This is a genomic window from Crateriforma spongiae, from assembly GCF_012290005.1.
In the GTDB taxonomy this organism is placed as follows: Bacteria; Planctomycetota; Planctomycetia; order Pirellulales; family Pirellulaceae; genus Crateriforma; species Crateriforma spongiae.
On sequence record NZ_JAAXMS010000001.1, the window covers coordinates 808,588 to 820,525 of the forward strand.

Sequence of the window (11,938 nt, forward strand, 5' to 3'; positions counted from 1 at the left end):
TCTAAAATAATCCAACTTTGCGGCAGCACCTGCGACAACCGGCGTCCGGCGGTATGTCGGTCGCGACGATGGTGGATCGTAGCGATCGGGCCGGTCATGCCGACCACCGCCAGTGGACCACGCCAGGGCGTGTCCGCTTGATGGACCAGGCCGGCAGCGGGGCCATGGACGATCAGCTGTGCTTTTTGATCGCTTCGGTGACCGCTTCGCCCATCGTGGCGGGGGTCGGTGCGACGACAATCCCGGCGTCTTCCAATGCCGCGACCTTTTCGGTGGCCGTTCCCTTGCCGCCGGAAATGATGGCACCGGCGTGTCCCATGCGTTTGCCGGGCGGTGCGGTTCGTCCGGCGATGAAGGCGGCGACCGGTTTGGTGACGTGTTCCTTGACGAACGCGGCCGCTTCTTCCTCCGCGGTGCCGCCGATTTCACCGATCATTAGAATGGCTTCGGTCTGGTCGTCTTCTTGGTACAGCTTGAACAGATCGATGTAATTGGTGCCGACGATCGGGTCACCACCCAGCCCGACGCAGGTGCTCTGGCCAAGCCCCAGGTTGCTGGTTTGCCAAACGGCCTCGTAAGTCAGCGTCCCACTGCGGCTCATCACCCCGACCTTGCCACGCTGGTGAATGTAGCCGGGCATGATGCCGATCTTGCATTCCTCCGGCGTGATCAAACCGGGACAGTTGGGACCGATCAGGATCGAATCACTGGCTTTAACTTTTTCATAGACTCGGACCATGTCCAGCACCGGAACGCCTTCGGTGATAGCGGCGATGACCCGGATGCCGGCGTCGACCGCTTCCAAGATGGCATCGGCGGTGAACGGTGGCGGGACAAAAATCATTGTCGCGTCGGCGCCGGTCTGGGCGACGGCTTCTTCGACGGTGTCAAAGACCGGCAGACCTTCGACGGTTTGTCCGCCTTTGCCCGGAGTGACGCCACCGACCATTTGGGTGCCGGCGTATTCTTTGCAGCCCTTGGTGTGGAAGCTGCCCGCACTGCCGGTGATGCCTTGGCAGATGACCTTGGTGTTCTTGTCGATCAGGATGGACATGAGAGAGAGCTTTGAGCGGTAATCGGTTGGCGATGAACGAGGTTGGGATTCAGGGGCGAAAGCGGCGAATGGCCGCTCAGGCGACCGCGGCAACGATTTTCTTTGCCGCGTCTGTCAGGTCCGTCGCGGTGATGACGTCGATGTCGGATTCTTCCAGCAACTTGCGGCCTTCTTCGACCTCGGTGCCTTCCAAACGAACGACCAACGGGACGCTGAACCCGACTTCTTTGCCGGCTTCGATCAACGCGCTGGCGATCGTTGTACAGCGTGCGATGCCGCCGAAGATATTGACCAAGACGCCTTTGCAATTCGGATCGCTCAACAGAATCCGGAACGCTTCGGTGACCTGTTGGGCGTTGGCCCCGCCGCCGACGTCTAAAAAGTTGGCCGGCTGGCCGCCGTGGTACTTGATGATGTCCATCGTCGACATCGCCAAACCGGCACCGTTGACCAGGCAGGCGATGTTGCCTTCCAACTTGACATAGCTCAGTCCCGCGTTGGCCGCACGGACTTCACTTTCCTCTTCTTCACTCAAGTCGCGAAGTTCCAACAGATCCTTGTGGCGGAACAAAGCGTTTTCATCGAAGGTGACTTTGGCATCCAAGGCGATCATTTCGCCGTCGCCGGTGATGACCAGCGGATTGATTTCGGCAAGCGAGCAATCGAAATCGACAAAGAACCGACAGATCGCGGTCATGAACTTGTGGGCCGCCTTGGCCGCGGCACCCTCGATCTTCAGTTTCTTGCACAGCTTGCGGACTTGGTAAGCATCCAGTCCGACGGCGGGGTCAAAGTGTTCTTTAAAGATCAGTTCCGGCGTTTCCTCCGCGACGGTTTCGATCTCCACACCGCCTTCGGTGCTGGCCATCAAGACCGGACGTGATGCGGCACGATCCAGAACGATGCCCAAGTACAATTCGCGGGCGATGTCGCAACCGGCTTCGACAAACACGCGGTTGACCGTCTGGCCCTCGGGCCCCGTTTGGATGGTCACCAGTTTGTTGCCCAGCAGGCCCGCCGCCGCTGCTTTGGCTTCGTCGGCCGACTTGACCAAGACGACGCCTTTTTGATCGGGATTGTCGATGACGTTGCCTTTGCCACGCCCGCCGGCATGGATTTGGGCTTTGACCACCGCAATCTTTCCGCCCAGCTTGTCATACGCCGCCGCAGCCTCCTCGGGCGTCGTTACCATTTGGCCTTCCAGCACCGGCACGCCGGCCTGGCGAAACAATTCTTTGCCTTGGTATTCGTGGATCTTCATGTTCGGTAGTCGGCTCGGAACCCTGGCGACGCGGAAACGAATCATTGCATACGGGTCGAAGAATATAGGCGGACCCCCGTCGCGACGGAACCACAAGATGCCCCAAGGAACCCAGCGGAATCCGAAGCCATGACGTTTGTGCCATCAAATGGCGACGCCGATCACCCATCGGGCGACTCAACCAAGCAGGCCCAAGCCCGCCTGGTTCTCTTGCACGAGGACGACAACGTGGGGATCGCAACGGAATTGCTGATGCCCGGACAGGGCGTGGCGATACCACGTCCAGCCGATCCGTCGTCTTCGACCGGGGATACGATCGTCGTTTGTCAACGTGTTCCGCCGGGACACAAGGTTGCGATCGTTCCGATCGATGCCGATGCCGATGTCCGGAAGTATGGCCAGCGGATCGGAAAAGCGACGCAGCCGATCCGCGTCGGTGATCACGTTCATGATCACAATCTGGCCGATGACCATCGCATTGCGGTCCGTGTCGACAATCGACATCCACCACAGCCCCCGCCGCCGATCCAGGCGAAGTTTCAGGGTTACCATCGACCCGGCGGCAAGGTCGGCACGCGGAACTACGTCGGACTTATTGCGACGGTCAATTGCAGCGCCAGCGTTTGCCACGCGGTGCTCGAACGTTTTGACGATGATCGACTGGCACGCTGGCCGAACGTCGATGGCGTCTTTGTTGCGACGCACACCACCGGCTGTGCCCTACGCTACGGCGGCCAGAAACACGAGATGCTGGGCCGCGTCCTGTCCGGATACGCCCGGCATCCCAACGTCGCCGGGTGCTTGATGATCGGCTTGGGTTGTGAACAAACGACCGCCGGGTACTTGGCGGAACACCATCAAATGGTGTCGTTGTACGGGCCCGATGGACGACAATTGACTCGCGACGACGGCGTGCCGATGATCGTCATGCAAACCGAAGGCGGCACTCGGGCGACGATCGAAAAAGCCGACGCATTGCTGGAACAAGTCCTGGATCGGGCCGACGCTTGCCGACGCGCTCCGGCCGACGCATCACATCTGTCGGTCGCCCTGGAATGTGGCGGCAGCGACGCCTATTCCGGCTGGACCGCTAACCCGGCCGTCGGTGCCGCGGCCGACCGCTTTGTGGCTTGCGGCGGTTCGGCGGTCATCTCGGAAACCACTGAGCTGTACGGGGCGGAGCATTTATTGGTCGACCGCAGCCGCAGCGATGACGTGGCCAAAGCACTGCTGGACAAAATCCGTTGGTGGAAAGAGCACGTGGCAATGTTCGGCGGCCAGATCGACAACAACCCTTCGGTGGGAAACAAGGCCGGGGGACTGACCACGATCACCGAAAAATCGTTGGGGGCCGTTTGCAAGAGCGGATCCACGACGCTGCAAGCGGTCTATGACTATGCCCAGCGAATCGACCGAGCCGGGTTGAGTGTCATGGATAGTCCCGGATTCGATCCAGCCAGCGTGACCGGCAAAGTCGCCGGAGGCTGCAATTTGGTGCTGTTCACCACCGGCCGAGGAAGCTGCTTTGGTTGTAAGCCGGTGCCGGTGATCAAAATCGCCAGCAACAGCGATCTGTTCCACCGCATGCGCGAAGACATGGACGTCAACGCGGGAGAGATCGCCGATGGCCACAGTGTCGACCAGGTCGGTCAGCGAATCTTTGAGTTCTCGCTGGACGTTGCCAGCGGCCGGAAAACGTGCAGCGAAGAACTGGGCATCGGCGACCACGAATTCATTCCGTGGACGGTCGGGCCCACATTGTGACGACATCCGGCGATCGACTTTGTCGGTTATTCGACCTGGTCGATGGATCACAGCGTCCGAAAAGTCGGCTGGTCGGTTTGGCCCGAAGCATTGGACGGATTCTTCCGATGGGAACCATGACGCAGAGGCAGTGTCTTGTGCGCACGCCGGTGCCCCACGGGCAACGGGGCGGTACGGCGGCGCTCGATCGAGGGGACGGCATGGAAGCCGATCATTGCCTGATTCGTCGCGTTTCACGGATGAAACCGAGCACCGATGACGTACCCAAATCGTTCCAACCGACCCACCGCGCAGAACGCTGCGGACCGACCGTCGGCTGTCCGTCGGTCACGTCGACGGCTGCGGTGGTGCTTGATGTCGGCCGTCATCCTTCCGTCGACCCTGACGGCCGCGGAAACGCCGCAAGTCAATCCTTTCGTGCAACAGATTGCTGCACCGGAGCAATCCGTCCCATCGGCCGCCGGTTCGCTGCAGGGATGGCGGTGCATACCACGCCCTGCTAAACGCGTCGAAACGACCGATGCGTCCGGCACTTTGACTGATGTACCGGCCGATGGGCCGGAAGGTCGGGGCGTTCGATCCTCGACGGCGGTTCCAACGCCGATTCCGATGGGTCTGCCGTTCAAAACGCAGTCATCGACGAACTCACTAAGCCCCGCAAAGCCGTCCGCACCGATGAAGGCCGCGCGGTTGCCCGCGGCGCAAACGAATGCGTCGGGTGCTGTTCCGCCGGCACCACCGTCGCTGTCGGAATCCGTACCGAATGCCAGGATTCAGCCAACCGATTCCTTCGCAAGCGTTGCCCAGCAAGTGGGGGCATTCGCCAGCAACGCATCGGGCAAATGGACGGTGTCGGGCTCCGGTGCAACGTCTGGTCGCATGGTGGTCGCGGCAGTGCAAGACCCGGACGTCTCCGAAACTCTACCCGCAACGTTGCCACGCCCGTGGCTGGCCAGCGGAACGTCGATTTCGCTGGACCGTGACGCATCGACGGCTTTGGCCGATGCAACCGCAGACTACGGTGTCGGGGCATGGGCCAGCGCCGAAGACAACGCCTGGTTGGCCATCCGCAAGGCGGCCCAAAGTTTGGATTGCCAGACCTCTTCTTCGCGTGACGTCCAGCAGTTGAACCAGGCGATCGACGCCATCCGCGAAGCCAAAGACTTCGTCGGACCGTACGCGGCCGACGATCCGGTTGTGTTGCGACGACTGATTCGTTCGCACCGCACCAGCGTGGCCGCACCTTGGCTGGACGCTTCGCAGGCGGCCGTGCCGTCATGTCGTCAACTAGCCGACGTCTATTTGAACCATGCGCGACGCATGCTTGGTGATTTGGCGTCGCGTCATCTGGTTGCGGCACGGTCGTTGGATCTGTTGGCCGCCGTGACACTTTCACGCAAAGATGAAACGACGTTGGCGGGGCCGGTCGCCCTTTGTCTGCGTCGTGCCGCGCTGCAGGGGCAACCGCAGAATGCCAGCTTGGCGTTGAACCTTGGCCGTCAGTTGATCGACGTCGGTCTGTATCGCGAAGCTCATTGGGCATTGCAGCAGTCGTATCAGCACCAGCCATCGGCCGAATCGGCGGAGCTGATCGCACGCCTGATGCACCAAGCCGGCGAAGTGGATGCGGCGGGTCGGTGGATGATCGCTGCACGTCAAAGCTTGCAGAATGCGGGTGCGGTGGCGACCGGATCTCCGGTTCCCGAGGTCGTCCACGTCAGCCCGGCGGAATTCGCTTCCCTGTCCGCTCGGCCCCCGGTGGTCCCCGGCACGCCGGCGATGATCGGAAACCTGACCGCCACGCCGAGCCAAGCAACCACGATGAACCCGCGTGTTGCCATGCGGCCCAGTTCCGTCGTGCAACCCTACGCCGTTTCGGGGAACGTCAACGCCTCGGCCAACCGGCAAGCCAAGCCCGGCCAACCGGTCGCGTCCGGCGTCACGCCCCCAGCACCCACCGCCCCCGAACCCGGGCCGGCAAAGCGGATGTTCAACGCGATCGGAAAGTGGTGGTGATCCTTATGGCGAATCAATCACCGAATCGTGGCTTTCGCCCGTCCGGGCGATGTTACCCCCGCGCGATTGGCGTCGTCGGTATGGCAATGATGTTGTCGATATCGATGGCGACAACGTTGTGTGCCCAGTCGTCGACGCCTTGGACACCGCCACAGACCGACAACACTGCCATTCAAAATCGTCCGTGTGCAAATGGTGGCGGCGGCGCGTGCGGTATCCAGCCCGGCAGCGGATGCCCCAACTGCATGATGGGTGTTGATTGCCAAAACTGCTGCGGCAGCGAGTCACGCTGGCAAGACATGCGGCCCATGCAATTCGCGCCCTACGGACCGGGCGGGTATGCCGGACCACCGCGGACGGCGCATTTGGCACAGTACCGTCTTCGCCCCGGCGACCAAGTCCGCTTGCTGTATCTGGTGACTCGTCGACAAGGCGGCGGATCGTATCGATTGACACCCGGCGATGAAGTGTTGATCGAGTCGCTACAAGATCCCGATTTGGTCCGCGGGACTCTGGACCGAGGTCTACAGATTCAGCCTGATGGTACGTTGACGCTTCGGTTGTTGGGCGAAGTCCAGGCCGCCGGTCTGACCGTTCGCCAATTGCGCGAGCAGCTGGAAGAGTTGTACAGGGAATACTACGAAGAACCGTCGATCGACGTCACGCCGGTCCGCACCAATACTCTGGCCGAAGACATCCGATCGGCGGTCGCCGGCCAGGGCGGATTCAATCAACAGAATCTGGATTTGGTCGTCATGCCCGACGGCAATCTTCGTTTGCCCGGCTTGGGGGCCGTCTGCGTTCAGGGATTCACGCTAAGCCAGCTGAAACGCGAAATCAATCTTCGATACAGCCGCATCGTGGTCGGTCTGGAAGTCGAGCCGATTTTGACCGGCCAGGCCCCCCATGTCGTGCACGTCTTAGGGCAAGTCGCCAATCCGTCGCGGATCCAAATCGACACGCCCACGACCGTGCTGGGGATGATTGCCGCGGCGGGCGGTCACCTGCCCGGCGGAAACATGCGACAAGTGGTGATTTTCCGCCGGGCACAGGACTGGCGTCTGATCTCCACGATGTTGGACCTCCGCGGGGCCGTGTTGGGTAAACGCCCCACACCGGCCGACGAAATCTGGGTCCAAGACGGCGACGTCATCATCGTTCCCGAAAAACCGATCCAGGTGTTCGACAACTGGGTCCAGCAAGTCTTCACCGACGGTCTGTACGGCATCATCCCTGTTGATCTGGTCACCGACGCGATCATCAACAATTGATTCGGGGCCGGTTGTAGGGATTGGATAAAGTTCGACGGCGTGCGCGTCCGAAAACCGATCAGGGGAGAAACCTGATCGATGAGCCTATTCGGAACGATCCAACAGTCCAACGGTGCACTGCAGGCGGCGCAGATCGGCCTGCAAGTGGTCGGCAATAACATTGCCAATTCCAACACCGAAGGCTACATCCGCCAGCGTCTGGAACAGACGCCCGCCGGTGCGTTTCGCCAGGGCGGGTTGATTAAGGGCCAGGGCGTTCGGCCGACCGGCATCACGCAGGTGGTCGACAAGGCGTTGGCCGAACAGATGTTCAACGCCGGCACGGCGCTGGCCGGCGCCGAATCATTGGGCCAGGCGTATTCACAGCTGGAAGAAATCGCCAGCGAACTGGACAACAACGGAATCAATTTCCAGTTGTCCGAATTCAACAACGCGTTGCATGAATTGACGACCCAGCCGGCCGATTCGGCGCTGCGGGAATTCGTCATTCTGCAAGGGCAATCCTTGGCGTCCAAGCTGAACAACACACGCGAAAAAGTGCTCGATCGCCAAGCCGGTGTGAACACCGAACTGGACGACATCAGCAACCAGATCAACCGGTTGACCAACCGCATCGCCGAGCTGAATGTCGAAATCGCCACGATCGAAGGCGGCGGTTTGATCGGCAGCGATGCAACGGGGCTGCGTGACGAACGCTACCAAGCACTCGAAGAATTGGCGACATACGTCAACATCAACTTCCAAGAACAAACCAGCGGCAACGTCAACGTTTTCGTCGGCGGCGATTACTTGGTCACCAACGGCATCGCACGCGATGTGTACACCGCCTACAGCGAAAACGAAAGTCGTCCCGAGGTTCGCATCATCGAAACCGATGCACCGCTGCAAGCGACCGGCGGAAAGTTGGGGGCCGCGCTGCAAGCCCGCGACAGTATCTTTGGCGAATTCGTCGGAGACTTGGATTCGATGGCGTCCGGTTTGATCCGGACGATCAACCAGATTCACACCCAGGGACAAGGTCGCAAAGGCTACACCGATCTGACGTCTGATTCGGCCAGCGAACCCGGCGTGCCATTGGAATCGGCCGGCCTGCCGTTCACGCCCGAAAACGGAACCTTTGACATGGCGTTGGTCGACGCCGACGGCAAAGTCATTTCCAACCACCGCATCACCGTTCGTGTGTTGGGCCAAGTCGGTGATTCGACGATGCAATCGGTGGCCCAGCAGATCGATGACATCGACGGACTTTCCGCCACGATCACCAATGAAGGTCGACTGAAGATCCGTTCCGACAATCCGCCGACCGAATTCACCTTTGGCGAAGACACCAGCGGGTTCTTGGCGGCCGCCGGTCTGAATACCTTCTTCACCGGGACTCACGCCGGTGACATCGCCGTCAACGACGTGTTGGCACAGGACGCGGACCTGTTGGCGGTCAGTTTCGGCGGCATCGGCGAAGACACCGAAGCCCTTTACGAAATGACCGATTTAGTCGACCGGCCATTGGACGTGTTGGACGGCCGCACCGTGCGCGGCGTCTATGAACACTCCATCGCGTCGTTGGGGCAAGAGGTCAGTTTGCACCAAAGCAGCACGCAAGGTCTGAGCGACTTTCACGCCACGCTGCAAAGCAAACACTTGGCGATCACCGGTGTGAACATCGATGAAGAATCAATCAAGATGATCATGTACCAACGAGCATTCCAAGCCAGTTCGCGAGTGATCTCGACCGCCAGCGAAATGTTGGACCTGTTGGTCAATCTGTAACAGATCCACCTTTTCGCCGCCCGTTTGCAGGCAGTTGGCAGCGGTGCCAGCGTGAAGCGTGGATGATCAAACCCGCGAAACCAACCCGTCGGCCGCGGTGTCGATGCCCTTCAGCAGTGACGCCAACGATTCGCGGTGCGGCGCATAGTCCATGCCGGTTTCCATCGAAATCTTTCCGCCTTGGACCAGTTCGCAAAGTGAATGCGTAAAGTCACGCATGCCTTCGTCTTTGCAAACGTTCAAGATCGCCGGGATGTCTTCGTCTTGTTCGTTCAAGATCCGCTCGCGCACGATCGGGTTGTTCAACAAGACTTCGGTGGCCGGGTATCGTTCGCCTTCGACCGCACCGGGGATCAACCGCTGGCACATGATCGCACGCAAGCTGTTCGCCAACGATGAACGAATGAAGGCGTGTTCTTCTTTGGGAAAGAATTCCAGGATGCGGCTGAATGATTGCTCCGCGTCGCTGCAGTGCATCGACGCCATCACCAAGTGACCGGTCTCGGCCGCCTGAACCGCTGCCAAAATGGTTTCTTTGTCACGCAGTTCCCCGATCAAGATGCAATCGGGGTCTTGCCGGACGACGTACCGCAAGGCATGGGAATAACTGGGGACATCGATACCGATTTCACGCTGCGAAACGATCGACTTGTTGGACGCGAATCGATATTCGATGGGGTCTTCGATCGTGATCACGTGCATGCTGCGGTGGTGATTGATCCAGTCCATCATGGCGGCCAATGTGCTGCTTTTGCCGCTGCCCGTCACACCGGTGACCAAGATCAGCCCGTCGAAACTTCGCGAGATCGTTTGTTGATACACCGGCGGCAGGTGCAGCTTTTCGAAATCCGGGATCACGCTGTTGACCCGGCGCAATGCCGCATGCATTTGGCGATCGGATCGATAAGCATTGACGCGAAACCGGTCGCCGGATTCTGACAGAAACGCAAAATCGATCCCGCCATACTTCTGGTACTCCTCTTCACGTCCCGGCGGCATCAACGCCACCATCATCGCCGTGATGTAAGTACTGTCGGGCAGCGGCGGCATGTCCAGCGGTTTCAGATGACCGCCGATTCGGACGTAGGGAGGCAAGCCGACCTTCAGATGCAAATCCGACGCCTCGGCGCGACTGACGAAGGCCAACAGTTTCAGGATTTCCTGGTCCGGCGTGTGAAGCTGACTCATGACGGGCCTCCCCGAGTCGTCTGTCGTGGTGCGGAACCATCGCCCGGCGGATCATTCGGCCAGGCGAACACCCCATCATAGACATCGGCGCACCACAAATGAGGTGCTTCCAGCCCCTCGGTCTGAATTTCAACGCCCCTGCGACACTGTGCCCATCGGTGCCGACACTGTGCCCTTCAGTGCCGACGGTTTGACCATCAAAGCCCAGCACCGAACTACTTCGACGATCCGGTCCGCCGCCGGGACCTCGACTTGCCAAGTTGCATTCGCCACGATGCGTGGTTTGACCACAGTCGACGTTTGCCCGCCGTTGACGGTCGGACGCTTGCCCCCTGCCAGCTTGGATTCATCGACACGTGCCCGAGAAACCTGACCAACCTTCGGATGTCCAAGCCGGATTCGCGATGTCGACTTGCGCGAACGGCGCTGAAGCGTGGGTCAAGGCGGACGCGACACGACAGGGCTGGCGGCTGGCGTTTTCACGGCCGGGATTTGTGACGTTGAAGCACGATGATCCCGCCGCCGATCTGCCATCGGGAATCTTCATTCGCCGTAGCTGCCATTCGATTGGTTCGGAGCGCGGGAGCGATTCCAACGCATTGATCGCCAAGCTGGCGGACGATTTTCAGACCAAGTTTTCCGATCCGGTCCCCTTTCGCACCCTGCACGTCTGGTCGCGTGACCGTTTGCCGATCGGCAAGTTCGGATTTGAACCCGAACTGGATGCGCTCAGCGATGCCGTGGGCGGACAGATCCTTGCGCACCTGCCGAAGACCTTATTGGACGCGGATAAGGTCAACGGGATTGCTGATGCCGGGGCGACCGTGATGGACGTTGTGTTAGTGGAGCCGAACCAATGGTTTTGGGGATGGCACGTTGCCCGTGATTGGCATGATCGGTGGCCCGGAGGGATTCAACCGATCCGTCCCCAGGTCGAACCCGTTTCGCGGGCCTATTTCAAAGCCGCCGAGTCGATTGCCTGGTCTGGATTTGAGTTGCGCCCCGGTGATCTGGCCGTCGACGTCGGCAGTTCGCCCGGAGGTGCCAGCGGGCTGTTGCTGGAAATGGGACTTCGCGTCCTGGGCATCGATCCAGCGGAAATGGATCCGTCGATCAACGAACATCCGAATTTTCAGCACGTTCGAGCTCGGGCGGGCGACTTGAAGCGATCGGTGTTCAGTGATGCCAAATGGATGATGGTTGATTCCAACGTCAAACCCGACCAAACCCTTTCGACCGTCGAAAATATCGTCACGCACCCGCGAGTGCCGATCGAAGGTGTTTTGCTGACCTTGAAGCTTGGCAACTACGCGATGGCCGAAAATCTTGACCGGTGGCTGGATCGCATCCGAAGCTGGGGGCCCAAAGACGTCCAAGTCCGGCAATTGACTCGCAACCGATGCGAAGTCTGCTGTGCTATTCGCATGCGGTAAACTTTCTCGTACACACCATCAATTCCGTTGGTCCTGTTCGCCGGTTCTGCTGCACAGGATGCGACAGGTTGTCTGTGCCGTGGATGCCCCGCTGCACCGCATGACGTGTTATGGTCACCGGGACAATGCCACCGGCCTGGTCATCGCCCGGGCGCGATGCCTGGTTTGGATGGCAGTGGCGACG

At 60.2% G+C, this 11,938-nt stretch carries 8 protein-coding genes; 5 read left to right on the forward strand and 3 right to left on the reverse strand.

What is annotated here, in order from left to right; translation table 11 throughout:
* Nucleotides 1–172: 172 nt before the first annotated feature.
* Together sucD and sucC are read right to left on the reverse strand one after the other, a co-directional pair.
* Complete coding sequence (sucD, locus tag HFP54_RS03000) at nucleotides 173–1,054, reverse strand: succinate--CoA ligase subunit alpha (protein ID WP_145300848.1); 882 nt, start codon at nucleotides 1,052–1,054, stop codon at nucleotides 173–175.
* A gap of 76 nt (nucleotides 1,055–1,130) precedes the next feature.
* Nucleotides 1,131–2,315: an ADP-forming succinate--CoA ligase subunit beta gene (sucC, locus tag HFP54_RS03005; protein WP_146412435.1), complete on the reverse strand. Its 1,185-nt coding sequence runs from the start codon at nucleotides 2,313–2,315 to the stop codon at nucleotides 1,131–1,133.
* Between the two features lie 129 nt (nucleotides 2,316–2,444).
* Here sucC and HFP54_RS03010 point away from each other — a divergent pair, with 129 nt between their 5' ends.
* The 4 genes from HFP54_RS03010 to flgK all read left to right on the forward strand — a co-directional run bounded on the left by HFP54_RS03010 (nucleotide 2,445) and on the right by flgK (nucleotide 9,133).
* On the forward strand, nucleotides 2,445–4,079 hold the full coding sequence (locus HFP54_RS03010; protein ID WP_168563992.1) for a UxaA family hydrolase: 1,635 nt from the start codon (nucleotides 2,445–2,447) through the stop codon (nucleotides 4,077–4,079).
* Between the two features lie 354 nt (nucleotides 4,080–4,433).
* A complete protein-coding gene (locus tag HFP54_RS03015; RefSeq protein WP_168563993.1) occupies nucleotides 4,434–6,095 on the forward strand; it encodes a tetratricopeptide repeat protein in 1,662 nt (553 codons plus the stop codon).
* A 245-nt stretch (nucleotides 6,096–6,340) separates the two neighbouring features.
* Complete coding sequence (locus HFP54_RS03020) at nucleotides 6,341–7,366, forward strand: polysaccharide biosynthesis/export family protein (protein WP_231604571.1); 1,026 nt, start codon at nucleotides 6,341–6,343, stop codon at nucleotides 7,364–7,366.
* 78 nt (nucleotides 7,367–7,444) lie between these two features.
* The gene (gene flgK / locus HFP54_RS03025) at nucleotides 7,445–9,133 is read left to right on the forward strand and encodes a flagellar hook-associated protein FlgK (protein ID WP_146412444.1); all 1,689 of its coding nucleotides are present in this window, start codon (nucleotides 7,445–7,447) and stop codon (nucleotides 9,131–9,133) included.
* Nucleotides 9,134–9,199: 66 nt separating this feature from the next.
* Here the strand turns inward: flgK and HFP54_RS03030 are convergent, their stop codons facing one another.
* On the reverse strand, nucleotides 9,200–10,321 hold the full coding sequence (locus HFP54_RS03030; protein WP_145300832.1) for a type IV pilus twitching motility protein PilT: 1,122 nt from the start codon (nucleotides 10,319–10,321) through the stop codon (nucleotides 9,200–9,202).
* A gap of 404 nt (nucleotides 10,322–10,725) precedes the next feature.
* On the opposite strand from HFP54_RS03030, the gene HFP54_RS03035 reads away from it, so the two are divergent.
* Nucleotides 10,726–11,754: an SAM-dependent methyltransferase gene (locus HFP54_RS03035; RefSeq protein ID WP_168563995.1), complete on the forward strand. Its 1,029-nt coding sequence runs from the start codon at nucleotides 10,726–10,728 to the stop codon at nucleotides 11,752–11,754.
* Nucleotides 11,755–11,938 lie beyond the last annotated feature (184 nt).

Coding starts and splice junctions, on each gene's coding strand:
- sucD (WP_145300848.1), bottom strand. CDS start 1,054: ATGTCCATCCTGATCGACAAGAACACCAAGGTCATCTGCCAAGGCATC.
- sucC (WP_146412435.1), bottom strand. CDS start 2,315: ATGAAGATCCACGAATACCAAGGCAAAGAATTGTTTCGCCAGGCCGGC.
- HFP54_RS03010 (WP_168563992.1), top strand. CDS start 2,445: ATGACGTTTGTGCCATCAAATGGCGACGCCGATCACCCATCGGGCGAC.
- HFP54_RS03015 (WP_168563993.1), top strand. CDS start 4,434: ATGTCGGCCGTCATCCTTCCGTCGACCCTGACGGCCGCGGAAACGCCG.
- HFP54_RS03020 (WP_231604571.1), top strand. CDS start 6,341: ATGATGGGTGTTGATTGCCAAAACTGCTGCGGCAGCGAGTCACGCTGG.
- flgK (WP_146412444.1), top strand. CDS start 7,445: ATGAGCCTATTCGGAACGATCCAACAGTCCAACGGTGCACTGCAGGCG.
- HFP54_RS03030 (WP_145300832.1), bottom strand. CDS start 10,321: ATGAGTCAGCTTCACACGCCGGACCAGGAAATCCTGAAACTGTTGGCC.
- HFP54_RS03035 (WP_168563995.1), top strand. CDS start 10,726: ATGTCGACTTGCGCGAACGGCGCTGAAGCGTGGGTCAAGGCGGACGCG.